The following is a 15,394-nucleotide window of genomic DNA, read 5'->3' as shown; positions in this document are numbered from 1 at the left end:
CCAGGCTATCATGCCCGCCCCTCAATGTAAATTCGAAATAAATGTAGTTCATTATACGGATTTTATTTTAATCAATTGAAAATCATTGTTGACACTTTTACACAATTAAATGGACTTGACTCTAATAGCCCTTAATAGTGACCGTTTATTCTGTCTTTATCTGAAAACGGTAACTAATAGCACCTAATAGTGACCGTTTATTCAGATTTTGACTGAAAACGGTAACTAATAGCACTAAGCTTCTTCGGATAGTTGAAAAAGAAACTCAACACAGAGCCTAATTTCAAAAAAACGTCAGCTGGTATGAAGCCAGCTGACGTTTTTTTTGCTTAAAGGTTATCCTTTTGTTACCTCTGCAACAATCTCAAACGAACGAAGACGCTCCTGATGATCATAAATCATTGCATTCACAATCATCTCATCCGCCTGTGTTTCATCTAAAAACTGCTGAAGCTTATTCTTAACCTTGTCTGGCCCACCAATTATCGAAGAACCGAGTTGCTTTTCTAGCATCGCCTTTTCGTATACACTCCAAAGACTATCCATATCCTCAACAGGTGGTTGTAATGGAGTAGGCTTATTTCGAACTAAGTTTAAAAATTGCTGCTGCATCGACGTGGCAAGGTACTTCGCTCGCTCATCAGTTTCTGCGGCGATGACATTCACTCCAACCATCGCATATGGCTTTTCTAGCACTTCAGAAGGTCGGAAGCTACGGCGATATAAATCTAAGGCAGCCAACGTATTTTCAGGTGAGAAATGACTAGCAAACGCAAATGGTAAACCTAATTGCCCAGCCAATTGGGCACTAAAGCCACTTGAGCCTAATAACCAAATCGGTACATTTAGTCCTTCACCAGGAATGGCTCTAACAGGTTTCATTTCTACGGGATTAAAGAAATCTCTCAGCTCCGCCAATTGTTCAGGAAAATCCTGACCATCGCTTCTTCGTTCCCTACGTAGGGCGAAAGCGGTTAGTTGATCCGTTCCTGGAGCACGCCCAAGTCCTAAATCAATCCTTCCAGGAAACAGGCTTTCCAATGTCCCAAACTGCTCAGCAATCACAAGTGGAGCATGATTCGGAAGCATAATTCCTCCTGAACCGACGCGAATCTTTGATGTTCCAGCCGCAACATGTCCAATGACAATCGAGGTCGCTGAACTAGCAATACCAGGCATATTATGATGCTCTGCAAGCCAAAAGCGGTTGTATCCCCATCGTTCCGCATGTTGAGCAAGGTCTAACGTATTACGTAAAGATTCAGAGGCACTTCCACCAACCGTAATCGGTGCAAGATCAAGAATCGAAAATGATATATGATTTAATTGCTTTTTAGACACTCCATGCACCTCTTTCATTCAATGTATCTTTACCTAGTTTCTCCTAGAATAAGTAACCTTATTTTATCAATTTCATTTCGAGTTTCAAAAGAATCTGTCTTCAAAGTGAAGAAAATAAATTTATCAACAATAAAAAAAGGCATAACCTATTACTCCTTCAGTAGGTTATGCCTAGAAATACCTATTTTATTAATCACAATCGCCTGAGACCCCATTTGCTCCCAAGCCTTGATAAAGTTATCCTTGTTTACTTTTTTATTTTTTCCACCGTAAGGGTCATTAATATAAATACTTTCTTGATCATAACCAGTAATAACTACACTATGCATTTTAAAAGAAACCTCCACCGGCCCCTGTGGTGTATTCCATGTTTTTATTTCAGAAGTTGGTGTAAAGCTGGATGTAATAATCACCCAAACGGGTCTACCCGCTGCCAGTTTTTCTATTACAACTGAAAACGGCTGCTTCGTTAAATCTTCTGCCCGATCATTTACATACGTCTGTACCAACTTGAAAATAGGCTCGTGATAAACCCCTAATCCAGGTCCATTCTCCATATTTCCTACAAAGCCTTCATTAGGATTCCCTTTCTTACCATCCGGATAATTCAACGGCACTCTTGTAATCTTTGTTGCCAGTTCATTTTTAGTAACAGAATGTCCATCAAATTGTAACAGCATCGCTAAGCTTGTGACTTCACAACCATTGTATAGTCTAGGAGCGTCCATCTGCTTTAAAAGTGGTACATCTAGTAGTTTTTCTTCGTTTTGTAAAGATTTGGGCTCTGAAATAGGTTGTAATTCATCTACTTGATCAGTTGCACTTGATATTAAATCATCATTTTTATCTACTTCCATATTTACAATATCGCTAGTTATTGATTTCGATTGTACAATACTTTCTTTAATATCCACTGGATGTTCATTTGTGGTGGAGATCGGTATTGTTTTTTGATTAGATATAGAAGGCAAAATTGAAACCAGAAAGTAGATACAAAAAAGCCCTACAAAAAAAACACTAATACTCCATTTAAAAAAGGCAGTCAAACTTATTCCTCCATTCTAATGATTTCACTGGAGTTAAAAATGATGAATTGTAACCATATTCTAATTTAATATGTTTATAGTAACCTATTTTCATTGAATTACAATATTGTAGTATCTTCCAAAAAATAACTCGGCATCATAATGACTGATTATATTTTGTTTTTTACTAAACAATTTTCGTATTTGTCCGATATGTTATATAAACATCAATGTGTATTGGTCAACTAGATAAAAAGGAGGATGTTATGGGCGACTACCTTCAAGAAAGTTCATTTATAAATGGAATATATAAGACACTTTTTGAGCATAATCCAGATGCATGTTATGCCTTTAATACTGAAGGAAAATTCATAATCATAAACGATGCTGCATGTCAATTAACTGGATATTCTAAAGAGGAACTTTTACAACTATCTTTTCCTACATTATTAAACGAGGATAGGGTAGAAAAGGGTCAACTGAAATTTCAAGAATTATTAAATGGTAAAAGGGATTCCTTTGAAATTTCGATTGTAAAGAAGAGTGGCGAAAACATTGACTTACACATTACAACCTTACCCCTTTATATAGATGAAAGAATAATCGGTGTTACAGGAATTGCCCAAGATATTACTCATAAAAATATAGTCCAGCTGGAATTAGCTATTTCTCGAAATCAATTAAAGAATATATTCGAAAGTATAGAAGTTTGTTTCTGTTCATCGCTTCCGAGTAGTAAAGCAAATTCTTTCATCCTACCTGTCTGCGAAAAAATATATGGATATTCGGAGAAGGAATTTGAAAAAAATCCATCGCTTTGGATGGAAGTAATTCATCCTGAAGATTTAAAAACTATCCATGAAATAAATCACCAATTAGTAGAAGGAAAATCAATACAAAGGGAATATCGTATTATTGATGTACAGGGTGTTGTTAAATGGGTTTTATCTAGTATCATTCCTGTCATAAACCATTTCGGGGAGACAATACGGTACGACGGCGTGATCATCGATATTAGTCATCACCGTGAGCTTGAGGAAAAGTTGCGATTCATGGCTTATCATGACACACTCACAAAATTGCCAAACCGAAGAAAGTTTTTCACATTGCTTGGAGATTCGATACAAGAGGCTATAGAAACGAACAAAAAGTTAGCGGTTCTTTTCATTGATTTAGATCATTTTAAGCTAATAAATGACACATTAGGTCATCGCATTGGTGATGAGTTATTACAAATAATTGCGAAACGTATTATCAATTGTCTTGGTAAGAATGATATTGTTTCTAGACAGAGCGGGGATGAATTTACTGTTTTACTTAAGGACATCCAAAACTCTACTGAATTAGAAAATGTGGCTAAAAAGCTCCATCATATTATTACAATGCCAGTACATTTAATGAACAATGATTATACCTTAACAGCAAGTATTGGAATAAGTGTTTTTCCAGAACACTCAGAGTTTCCAGAAGATCTCCTAAAAGATGCAGAACATGCTATGTATTTAGCAAAAAGTAATGGCAAAAATGCCTATCTGTTTTATCAGTCCGGTATGAGTGAAAATTTAACCCGTACAATGGAGTTAGCCCAGAGTCTTCTTAGAGCATTAAGATTGAATGAGTTTAGTCTTAACTATCAACCTATTATTAATAGTAAAGCGAATAATATAGTAGGTTTAGAAGCGTTACTACGCTGGAAACATAGCAAGATTGGTTTCATCTCGCCTGTTGAATTTATACCAATAGCTGAGAATTTAGGCATCATTATACCGATTGGAGAATGGATTCTCCGTACTGCTTGTACACACGGAAAACAGCTACACGCTAACGGATATGATAATATGTATATTTCTGTTAATGTTTCTGCAAAGCAATTTGAGGAAAAGAATTTCGTCCCGAAATTAATAAATATTCTTAATGAAACAAATTTTAACTCTCATTATTTAAAAATTGAAATCACTGAAAGTACAGTAATGAAAGATTTAGAAGATTTAGCAACCAAGCTTCGTCAGTTAGAAGATTTAGGAATTGATGTTCTTTTAGATGATTTCGGAACGGGTTACTCTTCATTAAGTTATTTAAGAAAACTACCAATAAGTACGCTGAAAATTGACCGTTCATTTATCCAGGATATTCATATTGACGCAGATCAGGAAGCTATTATTCGTACAATTGTAACAATGGCTAAGAGTTTACGTATAGGAGTTATTGCGGAAGGTGTCGAACTTGAGAATCAAATGTCATTTTTGCAAGATATCGATTGCTTCGATATACAAGGTTTTCTTTATAGTAAACCGATACCTTTTGAAACTCTAAATGAATTACTTCAGAATTGGAATGTTCCATCGTGAGGAAAAGGAATAGATTGTTTGGGTAGATGCAACGAAAGATAAGGGAGTGGAACGAGTAATGATCCCAAAAATATTAACTAAATTAAAGTCAGGTTTTAAAAGATTTAATAGTGTAAAGAAGTACATAAATGATGCCACAATTAATTCAACAGTTGATTCTGACAATGGGTCAGGATTTAAAGCTTTTTTCGGAAGCATTCGCTTTAAATTATTAGCATCGCTTGTTTCTATGATTGTTTTGATGTTGTTGATCTTCGGTATAAACGTATTTGTAGAATCGGTAAATAATAAAATCAATGGAAAAATGCAAAATGAAATGAATCTGTTAAGTTTAACAGAAGATGTCCATTTTAATATTATTAACACGGATGATACAGGCTCTTGGTACTTACTAAGCAGAAATTTTGAATACTATACAAAGTATCAGCTGAGCATTAGGAATGTAAATGATTTATTAAAAGAGCTAGAAAAATACCCTAACCTATCTAAGAATGACTTAGAAAGTATTGAAAGCTTTAAAAATGAATGGACAGCCTATCAAACAGAAAAAAAGGAAACGTTAGAATTATTTAGAAAAGGTCAAGTTGAAGAGGCTAGAGTAAAATATACCGAAGTGCCAACTTCTACACTATTAGATAAATTTATTCCAATTATTGAAAAAGTTAATGCAAATATTGTAAAGTACGAAAAAGAGATGGAACAAAATAAGAAAAAGGGAAAATTACTTACAATGTCTGCGTTAGTTATTTCAATCATAGCGGCAGTCTTCATTCAACTTGTGCTTGGCTTCTTAATTGTTAGACCGATCATTCTAATCGGAAGCCAACTAAAGGAGATCTCAGAGGGTGAAGGAGATTTAACTAAACAGATTGAATTTAAGTCTTCAGGTGAAATTAAAACATTAGTCATTTCCTTTAATAAAATGTTAGAAAATCTACGTATCCTTATTAAAGAAATTAGTTCAAGCACAGATCAAGTTGCAGCATCAGCAAACCAGCTGTCTGCTAGTGCAGAGCAAAGTACCATGGCAACTGAGCATATTTCTTCAATGGTTGGACAAGTATCAGTAGGTTCCGAACAACAGGTACAATCAATTAATGATGGGGTTATGGCGTTAAATGATTTCACATCTACAGTAGATTTGATTTCTTCTTTAACTGAAGAAGTATCGACCCATGTAATTAAAACATCAGAAGATGCTGAATCTGGTGGCCAAACTTTAGGGAAAGTTAGCTCTCAAATGGATTCCATTAACGTTACGGTAACCTCGCTCTCTGAAATTATTAAAGGACTAGGAGACCGTTCTAAAGAAATTGAAAATATCACTAAAGCGATAACAGATATTTCGAGTCAAACCAATCTTCTCTCGCTAAATGCAGCCATTGAAGCAGCTCGTGCTGGTGAACATGGCCGTGGATTTGCTGTGGTAGCAGATGAAGTTCGTAAATTAGCAGATCAATCGGCTAAATCTGCGAAACAAATCACCAATCTTGTTAAGACGATTCAGCAGGAAACATTCCAAGCGGTGGCGACCATGCAAAATACAATTAAAGAAGTTGAAAATGGTTTAATTACAGTGAATGAAGCAAGTAAATCCTTTAAAGCTATCAATCAATCAATTGAAGGTGTCGTTGGACAAATTCAGCAAGTATCAAGTGCAGTAATTAATATAACCGAAGGTACTAAACAATTGGTAACGACGATAGAGCCAGTAAAAGATATCGCACAAGATACCTCTTTTGGAATGCAAGAAGTGTCTTCATCTACAGAAGAACAGTTAGCAACTATGCAGGAAATTTCATTATCATCCAATGCATTAGCCGTTTTAGCGGATGATTTACAAAAATCAATTGGGAAATTTAAGTTTTAATTAGTTAATAAAGGGAGCCTAATTATGGGGCTCCCTTTAACTTTTTTTCTAAAAAACTAAACCATTCGAAATAAAATCCGATAATGTAACATAAGTAAACGTTTAATAAAAGAATAATAGCTAGAGTATAATGAAACATAAAGGAAAATTTGATAAAATAAATACTATGTGTAAATATTATTCAAATAACCTTCTTTGAGATAACGTTAATAACATGATTAGGAGGGACTGTTAAAATGAGAATCAACGATACGAAATATGGTTTGTATTCCTATCAAAATCAACAGAACCGTACAAATATAAGCACTTCACCTAAAAAAACAATGGCAGCAACAGATGATGTTAAAATATCTACTCGTGGTAGAGAGATTTCACAATCAATGATGTCTGAGCAAACCCAACGTCAAAACAGAATTCAAGAGTTAAAGCATCAAATTGAAACAGGTACTTACACTGTAGATAGCAACAAAATTGCACAAAAGATAGTTGATTTTTGGTCAAGTAATACGAAATAGGAGACAAGACGATGACCTCGATTATGTCAGTATTAAAAACTCTAGAGCAACTAGTTGAAGCACATAAAAATTTACTAGATATAATGAAAGAGAAGAGAACTATTCTTGTAGAGGGAAATATTGACGGTCTTCAGTCCATTCTTCTTCTGGAGAGTACATGTGTGGATGAAATTCTGAAGCTCGAGGAAAACAGAATGCAATTTGTTCGAGAATATCTTTCGGTAAAAGGATTGGTTAGTAGGAATTTTTCACTTGAAGAATTACTCCAAATAGAAAATGACGAATCTATCAAGAATAAATTACATTCCTTAGCCAAGCAACTTCGTCAATTAATAAAAGAAATTTCCTTCTTGAACGAGAGCAATCAAGAATTAATCCAAACTTCACTTTCCTACGTTCAGTACACTATTTCAATGCATCTCCGCAAAGAACCGTCCATTGGATATGGGCCAAATAATAAAAATCGCTACATGAGTCTACTAGATGCAAAAGTATAGAAACTATCCAATATAGTAAAAGGAGGTTCATTATGGCTTCGACATTCCATGGACTAGAGGTTGGAAGAAGAGGTTTGTTTGCTCAGCAAATGGCATTAAATACAACTGGACATAATATCGCCAATGCAAATACAAATGGCTATACTAGACAGCGCGTTGAAATGCAGGCAAGCAATCCCATTTCTACAGCAGGGGTTAAATTAGGTACAGGAGTAGAAATTTCTAAGCTTGTTCGTCTGAGAGAAGAATATTTAGATGTTCAAATTAGAGGAGAACTTAAAAATACAGGTTACTGGGAAGCAAAAAGCGAAACATTTTCAAAAATTGAGGAATTGCTAAATGAACCTTCTGATAATGGACTAGCCCGTACAATGGATGAATTTTGGAAGGGGTGGCAAGAGCTGGCGAATCATCCAGAGAGCGCAGCTGCCCGGTCCGTTGTTCGTCAAAGAGGGGTCGCAGTCGCAGAAACCTTTAAACATATTATGGATTCATTAAATCAAATTGAATCTGATCTTAAAAATGTAATTGACACCAAAACAAATGAAATAAACTCTTTAGCGAAACAAATTGGTAATCTAAATGCTCAAATTTCCCGTGTAGTACCAAACAATTACCAACCAAACGATCTTTATGATCAACGTGATGTCTTGATTGATCAATTATCGAAACTTGTAAATGTAAAGGTTACCTCTGGGGAAAACGGTATGGTTGATGTAACAGTAGGTAGTGCAAAATTGATTTCCGGAAAGGATTACAATACACTTTCTCTTGGTTATGACCAAGCTACTGGGTTACTTAATCCTTCTGAATTTAAAATAGGTGGAAACACAATTGCCTTAGACGGTGGGGAATTGGTAGGGTATATTGAATCCTTTGGGAAGATGAATGGTGGAGATTTAAACGTTCTACCTAAAATGAAAAATGCTCTTAATGAATTAGCTAAAGCTTTTGCTGACGAAGTCAATAAAGTTCATTTAAATGGAATGAATTTGGATAATATAGAAGGAAAATCGAATCAAAAAGTCGAATTCTTTGTAGGAACGAATGCTAGTGATATAAACGTTCATCCTGATATTATGAAATCCTTAAATTTAATTGCTGCTGCAATAGAGGAGGCTCCCGGAAAATCGTCATCAGGGAATGGAAAAAACGCTCAAGCAATGGCAGACATTAAATTTGGTACTATAAATATTGGTGGATCTGATACATCAGTTAGCGACTTTTATCGTAACATTATCGGACAACTTGGTATCGATTCACAAGAATCACAAAGAATGCTAGAGAACTCAGAATTAATTGTTAAACAAGTTGAAAATAGAAGACAATCTGTTTCCGGTGTATCGTTGGATGAAGAAATGACAAATATGATTAAATTCCAGCAAGCATATAACGCATCAGCTCGCATGGTGACAGTTATGGATCAATGCTTAGATAAAATCATTAACGGAATGGGCCGAGTAGGATTGTAGGAGGTTTAAGCAAATGAGCATCCGTGTTACCCAAAATATCCTCAATTCAAATATGCTTTTTAATTTGCAGCGAAATAATAAAATGATGGAAACCTACCAAGATCAATTATCGACAGGTAAGAAAATAAATAAGCCATCTGACAATCCTGTTACCGCTGTAAGAGGAATGTTTTATCGGTCTTCATTGAATGAAATTGAACAATACAAAAGGAACTTGGATCATGGTCTTTCCTGGATGACCTCAACAGATGAAGCCTTAAATGAAGTAACAGAAGTCATGCAACGCGTCCGTGAATTAACTGTTCAAGGACTAAACGGAACAAATGATGCAAACTCACGAACCGCTATTGCTGAAGAAATTAACCAATTGAAAAATCATCTTGGTGAAATCGCGAACACACAGTTTGCTGGGAAATATATTTTCGCAGGCACTGACATCAAGAATCCACCATATAACGCTGACCCAACTATTCCTAATTCTCCAAGGGAGTTTAGAAATAACAATCAAGAAGTTTTGGAGTTAGAAGTTGGGGCTAAGAGTAACATTCAAATCAATATTCGTGGAATGGATATTTTTAATAATCAAGATATTGGAGGAGTCTTCAAAGTTCTATCGGATATTGTCGATAAATTTAGAAACTCAAATGAAAATGATAGTAATCATTTGGATAAACTAGATAGTCAAATAGATAATATCTTGAAGGAACGATCTGAACTGGGAGCTCGTATGAATCGTATCGAATTAGCCATGTCTCGAATGGACGGAATTGAAGTATCAACAACTCGCCTTTTATCACAAGAAGAGGATATTGATATTTCTCAAGTAATTGTCAATTTGAAAGCGCAGGAAAATGTTCAACGTGCTGCACTTTCGGCAGGTGCTCGTATCATTCAGCCTTCCCTAGTAGATTTCTTACGTTAATTTGAGTAAGGTGGAAATTATGAATCTCAAAGTCAATCAGAATATAGTTGTAAATGTAGAAGTTGAAGACCAATCATTTCAGTCAATCGTAGCCGATGTTACTGAAAAGGAGATATTTATCAGTTTGCCTTTAGAAGGGGTAGTAATAAGAAATCTTCCTGTAAATACTAGTATAAGTGTTTACTATAGTGCGAGTGATAATCAGTACAAATTTCCTTCTACTATAAATGGCAAAATCTCTGACAATATTCCGTTATATCGAATCGTAAAACCTCAACCAAAAGATATCGTTAAAGTACAAAGACGTGACAATTTTCGGGTGAAAACTAATTTATCACTAAAGTTGAATGAATATGAGTTCATTACCTTAAATATAAGTGCTGGAGGATTATTGTTTTCATGCAATAAAGATTTGATGTTAAAAGTTGGTGATGCTGTTACAGGAATACTATTTATCCCTCCTATTGATAATAAAACTATTGATCCCATCCATTTTCAAGGAGCGGTAAGAAGGGTCTCAAAAAATGATATTCCTGACAAAATGTACATTGCTTTAGAATTTGTTAGATTAAATGATAGGGATCAAATGAATCTCGTCCAATACTGTTTTTATAAACAAAAACAAAATCGTCTAATCCAACAAAATTTATAAAATTCTTCTATACGATTTACCTTCTTTTTGATAAAGAAGGTTTTTTTTATAACTTGCCATCCCATGCAATAGGAACACTAAAGTATACAATTACTTGCAATTTGTTTATACTATTTCTATAAATGTTTGATAAGGAAATATTGGTAGTTGTCTTTCTTTGATTAAATTTATTTTTTTTGATATCCTCATAAAAGTAAACATCTAAACGAAATATATATTGAAGATTTGGAAACCAATCTATGATATTAACCATTTTATTTTTAGTTAATCTAAATCATACGTATGGGGTTGAATCTTTTACCTGTTATACGTAAAGGTAAGGAGGGAGTATTGTGGGTTTAAAATCTGCATTATTCGAGATGAAGGATATTCTTGAGAAAGACCAAAAGGATGTAGTAATGGCTCATGTTATCCGTAATTTAGAAATAAAAAACCAGTTAAATACAGGCATTTTAGATTATTATTTTAATATATTAATGATATTGAAAGCGAAGCATTCTAAAAAAACTCAAACTCAAACTCAAAATCATACAAAAAAAATCAATCGAAAGTGGATTAACTGCGAAATTGAACTAATGTTTCAATATATAAATGACCGTCAAGAAGAAAACTCGATTAATATTACTGAATTACTTGAGGAAGTAGCACAATTATTAAATCGTGGATATCAATCTGTTAATTATAAATACTATACACTTGTTAAAGAAAAGGAACAGGAAATAGGTCAAAAGGATTATAAATTTATGACGATTTCACAAATGGATGTTCCAGTTATCTCTACTGAACTTATACAAAGAAAAAAGGTTTCTGAAATAGAAGTTGAAAAGCAAGACGAAGAAAATAATCTTTTAGACCTATTGTCAGGATTAATAACAAATGTACAAGAGCTACCAGGGATACAGTTAACTGAACTTCTTAGTAGTTTATATCATCTTACAAGTCTAGCAATAGGAAATCAAAAAGGTAATCTAAATATAGAAAGCATTCAGCAAAAAGCTAGTTTGGATAATGAATTGCTACGTGAAAAATTATTACAAAAAGAACAGCAGTTAATTCAAGAGAAAAAACGAAACGATGAATTACGAGCAGAGGTTAATCGTTTAGCATTGGAAATATCAGCGTTTAGCAAATTAGGTGATGCTGCAAAAATACAAAATCTAAAGTCATATAACCAAAAATTAAATTCGATAATAGACAAAACTGGCTTTGCTTTACAAATAGGAAGTTAGACCTAAAGAAACTTAAGGCAAAACCCTTAACTTTTTTATAAATAATCCGATAAAAAAATAAGAAAAAAGGATTATGAGAGGAGAAACGACCTTGGCTTTTAGCAACCCTTTCCAAACTTATCAAAAACAGGCTGTTTCAACTTCCCGACCGGAAGAATTAACTTATATGCTATATCAAGGACTTGTTAAGTACATCCGAATAGCAAAAAATAGCTTGGAAAATAAAAACTTTGAGGAGAGCAATACGTTTATTCTGCGCTCACAAGACATACTTTCAGAGCTAATGATTACGTTAAAAACGGGTTATCCTGTTACAGATTCGTTACTTTCCATGTATGATTATATGAAAGCTCGTTTGATTCAAGCTAATATTAACAAGGATCAACAAATATTAGAAGAAGTAGAAACTTACGCAGTAGAGTTATCGGAAACTTGGTATAATGCGATGAAAGAAATGAAAATTAAAAACTGAGGAAGTAGATGATGTTTGAATTACTGCAAAAAATATATAACATTACATTAGAATTAGAACGCATTTTAGAACAGGAAGACTACGAGGAATTTGACCGGTTGCTCCAAATTAGAAATGTGACAATGACCGAAGTGGATGGTCTTAAAGTAAACCATCCAAATTTCCAATATACTAATTTGGAAACACAGTTATTAGAAGACATATACGCTTTAAATAGTCAATTAATGAAGAAATCTGAGGATATCAAAACAAACAGTGAGCTATCTATTAATAAAATGAACTCTAAAAAACAGTTATTTAAATATAAGCCTTATTTCAAGCAAACAAGTGGAGTATTTGTTGATGAAACATTAGGTAAAGGGTAGGTAAGAGCACTAGGTGCTTTTACCTATTTTTTTATTTCGTAAAGACGAAAAATTTGTTTTCTGTTATAATTTTTTTTGCGTGCTTCTGAACGTGATTTTTCGGTTGAATTATCCCAAATTTCATATACAATATTTAGTAGATAATTGTAGAATTTTGTCGGCTATCTTTTTGAAACATTTTTTGTCCGAACTAGAACGAAATTAGGTTATTTTAATGTATTTTCAGAGAGGATGATATACTTGGATTTTTATCCAACAATATCCGCTACAGATAAACAAGGAAAGATATATAACTTTCTTGAATACAAAAATAAAAAACCATTTTTTTTGGATCCAATTAATATTAAGGTAGGAAACCCTATCAATGAAACTTATCTCTTGGTGAAAAATGTTGTTTTTAAAGAAAAACAAATTTTAGCTTTGCGAAGAGAAAGAGATACCACTACAGTCATATTGGTTGAAGCCAAAATAGAGAATGGGAAATTAACCTATATATCAAAGCTTCGAGATGAATATTTTGGAGATGTAAGTAAGATGTTCAAAGGAAATAACCTAAGATGATAAAACAAATATGCGTTGATCCGTAAAATGAGCGGTCACGCTTTTTTTATAGAGATTTCAAATTTTTGATTAGTTTGATGGAAAAAACAAAATAATTTGAAAGGATGATTACCTATGAGTATTGGTGATGATTGGTTTATTAAATCAATGATAGTGAATACTTTGCATCGGACAGAGCAACTAAAGCCACGTATAACTACCTCTCAAAATGAAGTGGAGAGGGATTTTGTAACAGTTTTAAATCAACTATTACTAGAAAAGAGCCTAACTTTACCTATTTCAATAGATTCAATTAATTTAAATTCCTTAGACACCTTTAAGGGAGTAAATACCAATAATAGTAATCTAGGAGACTCTTTACGATTTCAGACCACTAATGCAGAGAAATTAAATCAGTCCTTAGACGGGAAGCTAAGAGGTATGGGAGAAATATTTATCCGAGAAGGCAGAAGATATAATGTTGACCCAGCATTTTTAGCAGCTGTCGCTCAGCATGAGACAGGAAATGGAAATTCAAATGCAGCAATAGAAAAAAATAATATTGCCGGAATGATGGGGGCAAATGGTTTGAAATCGTATTCTTCAGTTGAAGCAAGTATTATCGATATGGCCCGAAATTTAAGTAATAATTATTTGGAAAAAGGATTTATTACTATTCCAAAAATTGGCGCCAAATATGCTCCAGTTGGTGCCAGTAATGATCCCACAGGTCTTAACAATCATTGGGTCTCAGGTGTAAGCAACTACTATAATCAATTATCAGATAATTAATTCACAGCAAATGAAAATTTGTCGAAAAATCGATTAATTTACTATAAATCTTACCAATCTATCTCAATATCAAAAATATTGTAGAAATATGTCACCTTTTTGTAGTATTCTATAACAAAATAACATTATTTTGATGTATATCGAATTTTAATCAAAAAGGAATATAAGGTGAAAGGAGAGAATCATCTTGAGTCAAATTAGCATATTACATACAGCATTGAATGCATCAAATTTAAGACAAGATGTCATTTCAAATAATATTGCAAATGCTGAAACACCCGGATATAAGTCGAAACAAGTCGTTTTTGAAAATATTCTGAAGCAGCAGTTGTCAAATCAAACTAATTTTAAAGGCACTCGGACTGATTCGCGTCACTTTAATATCGGATTGCCGTCAAATTTACCTCAGCCTGAGGTTGTAGAATTAACTGAAACAAAAATCCAAAATAGTGGAAACAACGTTGACATAGAAGAAGAAATGACTCGTCTAAGTAAAAATGCATTATGGTATTATACCCTAACTCAGCAATTGAATAGCGAATTCCAAAAATTATCCATTGCTATTAAAGGGAGGGTTTAATTCTAATGTTCGATTCGTTAAATATAAGTGCATCCTCTTTATCAGCCCAAAGATTACGGATGGATGTCATTTCTTCTAATATTGCTAATGCCTCTTCGACAAGAGGGACATATGTTAATGGAGTATGGGAACCGTACCAACGTAAATTAGTGGTAATGGAACCTAGAGAAAAATCCTTTGGTCAAGTATTACAAGGGGAAATGGAGAAACAATCTAATCCATCTTCAAAGTTACAAGGTGTAAGAGTTACAGGTGTCATTAATGATACGACACCTTTTAAAATGATCTATGACCCTACACATCCGGATGCAAATACAGAAGGATACGTAAGGATGCCTAATGTCGATTTATCAAAAGAAATGGTTGATTTACTCGCAGCATCTAGAGCATATGAAGCAAGTGTTACAGCTTTTAATACTGGAAAATCACTTATGTTAAAAGCACTCGAAATAGGTCGTTAGGGGGATATAAATGGATATATCGCGTGTTGGAAGTGACTTTATCAAAATTAATCAAAATTCATTTCAAAGGGTTCAGAATGATTCAACAACAAAAAATTCATTCTCCGGTATTTTAAAAGGATACCTGGATAACGTAGATTCAAGTTTAAAACAATCATCAAATTTAACTACTAAGGTTGCTACTGGTGAAATAACGAATCTTCATGATGTAACCATTGCTTCTCAAAAAGCAAAAATAGCGCTAGAGCTTACTGTTACGGTAAGAGATAAGGCTGTTGAGTCGTACAATGAAATCATGAGAATGCAAATGTAA

The 15,394-nt window shown here is 33.8% G+C and carries 17 protein-coding genes; 15 read left to right on the top strand and 2 right to left on the bottom strand.

Features of this window, described 5'->3' with window-relative positions:
- Window positions 1–336 precede the first annotated feature (336 nt).
- Both LRP83_RS17690 and LRP83_RS17685 read right to left on the bottom strand, forming a co-directional pair.
- On the bottom strand, window positions 337–1,341 hold the full coding sequence (locus LRP83_RS17690) for an LLM class flavin-dependent oxidoreductase (RefSeq protein ID WP_230498029.1): 1,005 nt from the start codon (window positions 1,339–1,341) through the stop codon (window positions 337–339).
- Window positions 1,342–1,490: 149 nt separating this feature from the next.
- A complete protein-coding gene (locus LRP83_RS17685) occupies window positions 1,491–2,312 on the bottom strand; it encodes a C39 family peptidase (protein WP_230498028.1) in 822 nt (273 codons plus the stop codon).
- Between the two features lie 320 nt (window positions 2,313–2,632).
- On the opposite strand from LRP83_RS17685, the gene LRP83_RS17680 reads away from it, so the two are divergent.
- From LRP83_RS17680 to fliE, 15 genes are all read left to right on the top strand, one after another.
- The gene (locus tag LRP83_RS17680) at window positions 2,633–4,714 is read left to right on the top strand and encodes a sensor domain-containing protein (RefSeq protein WP_230498027.1); all 2,082 of its coding nucleotides are present in this window, start codon (window positions 2,633–2,635) and stop codon (window positions 4,712–4,714) included.
- A gap of 58 nt (window positions 4,715–4,772) precedes the next feature.
- Entirely contained in the window at window positions 4,773–6,584 is a 1,812-nt protein-coding gene (locus LRP83_RS17675) for a methyl-accepting chemotaxis protein (RefSeq protein WP_230498026.1), read from the top strand.
- A 236-nt stretch (window positions 6,585–6,820) separates the two neighbouring features.
- Entirely contained in the window at window positions 6,821–7,099 is a 279-nt protein-coding gene (gene flgM, locus LRP83_RS17670; RefSeq protein WP_230498025.1) for a flagellar biosynthesis anti-sigma factor FlgM, read from the top strand.
- Between the two features lie 11 nt (window positions 7,100–7,110).
- Window positions 7,111–7,596, top strand: a complete 486-nt coding sequence (locus LRP83_RS17665) for a flagellar protein FlgN (protein ID WP_230498024.1) — start codon at window positions 7,111–7,113, stop codon at window positions 7,594–7,596.
- Between the two features lie 32 nt (window positions 7,597–7,628).
- Window positions 7,629–9,068: a flagellar hook-associated protein FlgK gene (gene flgK, locus LRP83_RS17660; RefSeq protein WP_230498023.1), complete on the top strand. Its 1,440-nt coding sequence runs from the start codon at window positions 7,629–7,631 to the stop codon at window positions 9,066–9,068.
- Window positions 9,069–9,081: 13 nt separating this feature from the next.
- A complete protein-coding gene (flgL, locus tag LRP83_RS17655; RefSeq protein WP_230498022.1) occupies window positions 9,082–9,990 on the top strand; it encodes a flagellar hook-associated protein FlgL in 909 nt (302 codons plus the stop codon).
- A 19-nt stretch (window positions 9,991–10,009) separates the two neighbouring features.
- Window positions 10,010–10,642, top strand: a complete 633-nt coding sequence (locus LRP83_RS17650; protein WP_230498021.1) for a flagellar brake protein — start codon at window positions 10,010–10,012, stop codon at window positions 10,640–10,642.
- 332 nt (window positions 10,643–10,974) lie between these two features.
- Window positions 10,975–11,871, top strand: a complete 897-nt coding sequence (locus LRP83_RS17645; RefSeq protein WP_230498020.1) for a hypothetical protein — start codon at window positions 10,975–10,977, stop codon at window positions 11,869–11,871.
- Between the two features lie 91 nt (window positions 11,872–11,962).
- On the top strand, window positions 11,963–12,343 hold the full coding sequence (gene fliS, locus LRP83_RS17640) for a flagellar export chaperone FliS (protein ID WP_230498019.1): 381 nt from the start codon (window positions 11,963–11,965) through the stop codon (window positions 12,341–12,343).
- A gap of 8 nt (window positions 12,344–12,351) precedes the next feature.
- The gene (locus tag LRP83_RS17635; RefSeq protein WP_230498018.1) at window positions 12,352–12,708 is read left to right on the top strand and encodes a hypothetical protein; all 357 of its coding nucleotides are present in this window, start codon (window positions 12,352–12,354) and stop codon (window positions 12,706–12,708) included.
- A 240-nt stretch (window positions 12,709–12,948) separates the two neighbouring features.
- A complete protein-coding gene (locus tag LRP83_RS17630; RefSeq protein WP_230498017.1) occupies window positions 12,949–13,269 on the top strand; it encodes a hypothetical protein in 321 nt (106 codons plus the stop codon).
- A 114-nt stretch (window positions 13,270–13,383) separates the two neighbouring features.
- Entirely contained in the window at window positions 13,384–14,040 is a 657-nt protein-coding gene (locus LRP83_RS17625; RefSeq protein WP_230498016.1) for a glucosaminidase domain-containing protein, read from the top strand.
- A 187-nt stretch (window positions 14,041–14,227) separates the two neighbouring features.
- Window positions 14,228–14,620, top strand: a complete 393-nt coding sequence (gene flgB, locus LRP83_RS17620) for a flagellar basal body rod protein FlgB (protein WP_230498015.1) — start codon at window positions 14,228–14,230, stop codon at window positions 14,618–14,620.
- Complete coding sequence (flgC, locus tag LRP83_RS17615) at window positions 14,620–15,081, top strand: flagellar basal body rod protein FlgC (protein ID WP_230498031.1); 462 nt, start codon at window positions 14,620–14,622, stop codon at window positions 15,079–15,081. The genes flgB and flgC overlap by 1 nt, the downstream gene beginning before the upstream one ends.
- Window positions 15,082–15,091: 10 nt before the next feature.
- Window positions 15,092–15,394, top strand: a complete 303-nt coding sequence (gene fliE / locus LRP83_RS17610) for a flagellar hook-basal body complex protein FliE (RefSeq protein WP_230498014.1) — start codon at window positions 15,092–15,094, stop codon at window positions 15,392–15,394.

Origin of the sequence: Pseudoneobacillus rhizosphaerae, from assembly GCF_917563885.1 — a bacterium.
Classification (GTDB): domain Bacteria; phylum Bacillota; class Bacilli; order Bacillales; family Cytobacillaceae; genus Pseudoneobacillus; species Pseudoneobacillus rhizosphaerae.
This window is presented reverse-complemented; position numbering and strand designations above follow the sequence as displayed.

Excerpts from the sequence above, each read along its gene's own strand:
- LRP83_RS17650 (WP_230498021.1), top strand. The coding sequence starts at position 10,010 with ATGAATCTCAAAGTCAATCAGAATATAGTTGTAAATGTAGAAGTTGAA.
- flgL (WP_230498022.1), top strand. The coding sequence starts at position 9,082 with ATGAGCATCCGTGTTACCCAAAATATCCTCAATTCAAATATGCTTTTT.
- LRP83_RS17665 (WP_230498024.1), top strand. The coding sequence starts at position 7,111 with ATGACCTCGATTATGTCAGTATTAAAAACTCTAGAGCAACTAGTTGAA.
- flgK (WP_230498023.1), top strand. The coding sequence starts at position 7,629 with ATGGCTTCGACATTCCATGGACTAGAGGTTGGAAGAAGAGGTTTGTTT.
- flgM (WP_230498025.1), top strand. The coding sequence starts at position 6,821 with ATGAGAATCAACGATACGAAATATGGTTTGTATTCCTATCAAAATCAA.
- LRP83_RS17625 (WP_230498016.1), top strand. The coding sequence starts at position 13,384 with ATGAGTATTGGTGATGATTGGTTTATTAAATCAATGATAGTGAATACT.
- LRP83_RS17635 (WP_230498018.1), top strand. The coding sequence starts at position 12,352 with ATGATGTTTGAATTACTGCAAAAAATATATAACATTACATTAGAATTA.
- LRP83_RS17680 (WP_230498027.1), top strand. The coding sequence starts at position 2,633 with ATGGGCGACTACCTTCAAGAAAGTTCATTTATAAATGGAATATATAAG.
- LRP83_RS17675 (WP_230498026.1), top strand. The coding sequence starts at position 4,773 with ATGATCCCAAAAATATTAACTAAATTAAAGTCAGGTTTTAAAAGATTT.
- fliE (WP_230498014.1), top strand. The coding sequence starts at position 15,092 with ATGGATATATCGCGTGTTGGAAGTGACTTTATCAAAATTAATCAAAAT.